The 2,140-nt window shown below is 67.3% G+C and carries 3 protein-coding genes and 1 pseudogene; 1 reads left to right on the plus strand and 3 read right to left on the minus strand.

Annotated features, from left to right (window positions below):
• Together ACFYX0_RS47530 and ACFYX0_RS47535 are read right to left on the minus strand one after the other, a co-directional pair.
• Positions 1-495 (minus strand): annotated as a pseudogene (locus tag ACFYX0_RS47530) (dihydrofolate reductase); the annotation flags it as partial.
• Positions 496-777: 282 nt separating this feature from the next.
• The gene (locus ACFYX0_RS47535) at positions 778-996 is read right to left on the minus strand and encodes a hypothetical protein (RefSeq protein WP_355923727.1); all 219 of its coding nucleotides are present in this window, start codon (positions 994-996) and stop codon (positions 778-780) included.
• Between the two features lie 539 nt (positions 997-1,535).
• Between ACFYX0_RS47535 and ACFYX0_RS47540 the strand changes: the two genes are divergently transcribed.
• Positions 1,536-1,844: a putative quinol monooxygenase gene (locus tag ACFYX0_RS47540; RefSeq protein WP_355923729.1), complete on the plus strand. Its 309-nt coding sequence runs from the start codon at positions 1,536-1,538 to the stop codon at positions 1,842-1,844.
• A 46-nt stretch (positions 1,845-1,890) separates the two neighbouring features.
• On the opposite strand, the gene ACFYX0_RS47545 is transcribed toward ACFYX0_RS47540, so the two are convergent.
• Positions 1,891-2,140, minus strand: a 250-nt coding sequence (locus ACFYX0_RS47545; RefSeq protein ID WP_388982014.1) for a transposase, incomplete at its 5' end; no start/stop codon positions are given.

Here is a 2,140-nt window from a genome sequence, read left to right on the forward strand (position 1 = left end):
CGTGAGCCGGTCCTCGATCGCCCTGCCGATCGCCCCATAGCCGACGATCAGCACGGTGCGATCGGCGAGCGCGGAGTAGACACCGGCACGCCACTGCTCGACTTCCTGACCGTGGACGAAGTGCTGGATGCCGCGCAGCGAGGCAAGGGTGAGGGTCAGCGCCAGCTCCGCAACGCTCGCGTTGTGCACGCCGCGTGCGTTGCACAACACGGTGCCAGGCGGCACGTGGCCGCGCACGTGGTCGATTCCGGCGGTGAGCGTCTGCACGACACGCGGCCGGGCGCCGTGTCGCAGCGGGCGCGTGGCGACCTCGGGACCCTTCCAGTACGGCGGGACGTAGAAGTCGGCGGCGACTGGATCGGCGGGGAATATGTCCTCGCCGTCCCAGTGGACGTACGTCGGTCCTTCGGGCAGACCGGGGATGTCGGCGAGCGGAATCGGAAGCCAGACAGTGATGCCCGCAGTCGCGGAGGCGGGGTTCGCTATATCGGCCATAGCACACGAGACTACGCCGGTCCCGGGCATCAACCTGCTGCGGGGACCATTGGGCTCCTCGACACGGTTCCCGCCGTCCTCGGCCGGCCGCGCGAGGCCAGCCCGTAGTTCGCATCGAGAAGGCCACCAGCGCAGGGCCCCAAGCGTGCCACTCTCCTCCCAGCACAGGCGGGGACTCACAGGGAATCGAGGTACGGAGGGGTACGCGCCGCCGGACTGCGCAGGGGGTAGGGAACCCGCAGGTCACACCCGAGAGGGCCCTACCCCGCTCCTAACGCGGTGCTACACGCCGATCCGGCCCGCCGCATTGGAGTAGGACTCGTAGCAGTACCGCGTTTGGCGGTCCCAATCCTCACCTGTGACGTGCTCGTACGCCCGGTCTGGGACGTAGAGGAAGCTTTCCGCCCAGTCGAAGCCAGCCGTGTAGCGAGGAAACAGCGCGGGATCCACACGGACGCTGTCGACCTCGGTGCGGTCGGTGGGCGTAGAGGAAGCCGTCACTCGACACCCCGAGCCCGAACTGCTTGCGGTCCAGTCGGTAGAGCGCCCACGACAGCTGCTCTGCGAGTCCCTTGGCCCGGAAGAGCGGGCCGGATGCCAGCCGAGCGATTTGCGTGGCGGCGAATCGCTGAGCGTCAGGATCAGGCCCAGTGGGTCTGCACTCCTCGATCAGCTGTCAAAAGGCGTCCTCATCCATGCCGGCCATCATGCCTTGCCCGTGCGTGCTCTTCCCGGGCCGGGACCGTGCCCGTTGCGTGCCCGTTTCGACGGGACGCAACGGGGACTCACGGGGAACAGCGGCGCCGACCACGCTCCGGCCCCGGTCAGGAACTTCGCAAGTCAGCCGCCACCCGGATTCGGCGTCTTCCAAACTGGTGCTGTACAGCAAAGACTGCCAGGACCGCCCGACGGAGACCGCCGACCTGATCCTCCCGGCGGACCGCTGCTGCATCGGCTGGTGAGGCGCATCCTGGAAGTGCGGCACCACCCCGCATCCAACGATTACGGCTGATAAAGACGCCCCGAAAGGATTCGCGCGCATGCCTGTCGTCATCGCCCGCCTGATTCCCGCGCCGGGCCAGACCCAGAACGTGCTTGACGTGTACCGCGACCTCGCCCCGCTGGTCCATCAGGAACCGGGATGCGAGCTGTTCGCGCTGCACAGCGACGGCGAGAACGTCATCCTCGTCGAGCGCTGGCTCACCCCCGATGATTTCCAAGCGCACCTGGCCAGCTCGAACCTCCAGCGGATCAGAGACGCGCTCAAACCCCTCCTGGCCGCACCCACCGAGATTTGGCCGGTGGAGAGCGTTCCCCTCGGCGACCCAAGCAAGGGCGTGATCCAGTAGCGGCCAGCTCGCCGAGCCGTCACAGCAGGACGCATCGATGTGTTACTCAGGTTGAACTCACGGAGTCCGGCGGGCTGGTCGTGTCGTTCATGGTCAGACCGGTGGGTGGCAGACAGCCGTCGACCAGGTGGGGCCGGTACTGGATCTTCTTCAGCTTCCGCTTGATCACGCGGGTGAGGTGTGTGAGGTCGGCGGCGGCGAAGTCGGCCAGGTGCCGCTTGAGGAGCGACCAGATCCCCTCGGCCGGGTTCAGCTCCGGCGCGTAGGAGGGCATCTGGAAGATCTGTAACCAGTCC

Source organism: Streptomyces sp. NPDC002573 (genome assembly GCF_042889625.1).
Lineage (GTDB): Bacteria > Actinomycetota > Actinomycetes > Streptomycetales > Streptomycetaceae > Streptomyces > Streptomyces gibsoniae.

What these genes read in the sequence shown, in the direction of transcription:
- ACFYX0_RS47540 (WP_355923729.1), top strand. Translation starts at nt 1,536, where the DNA reads ATGCCTGTCGTCATCGCCCGCCTGATTCCCGCGCCGGGCCAGACCCAG.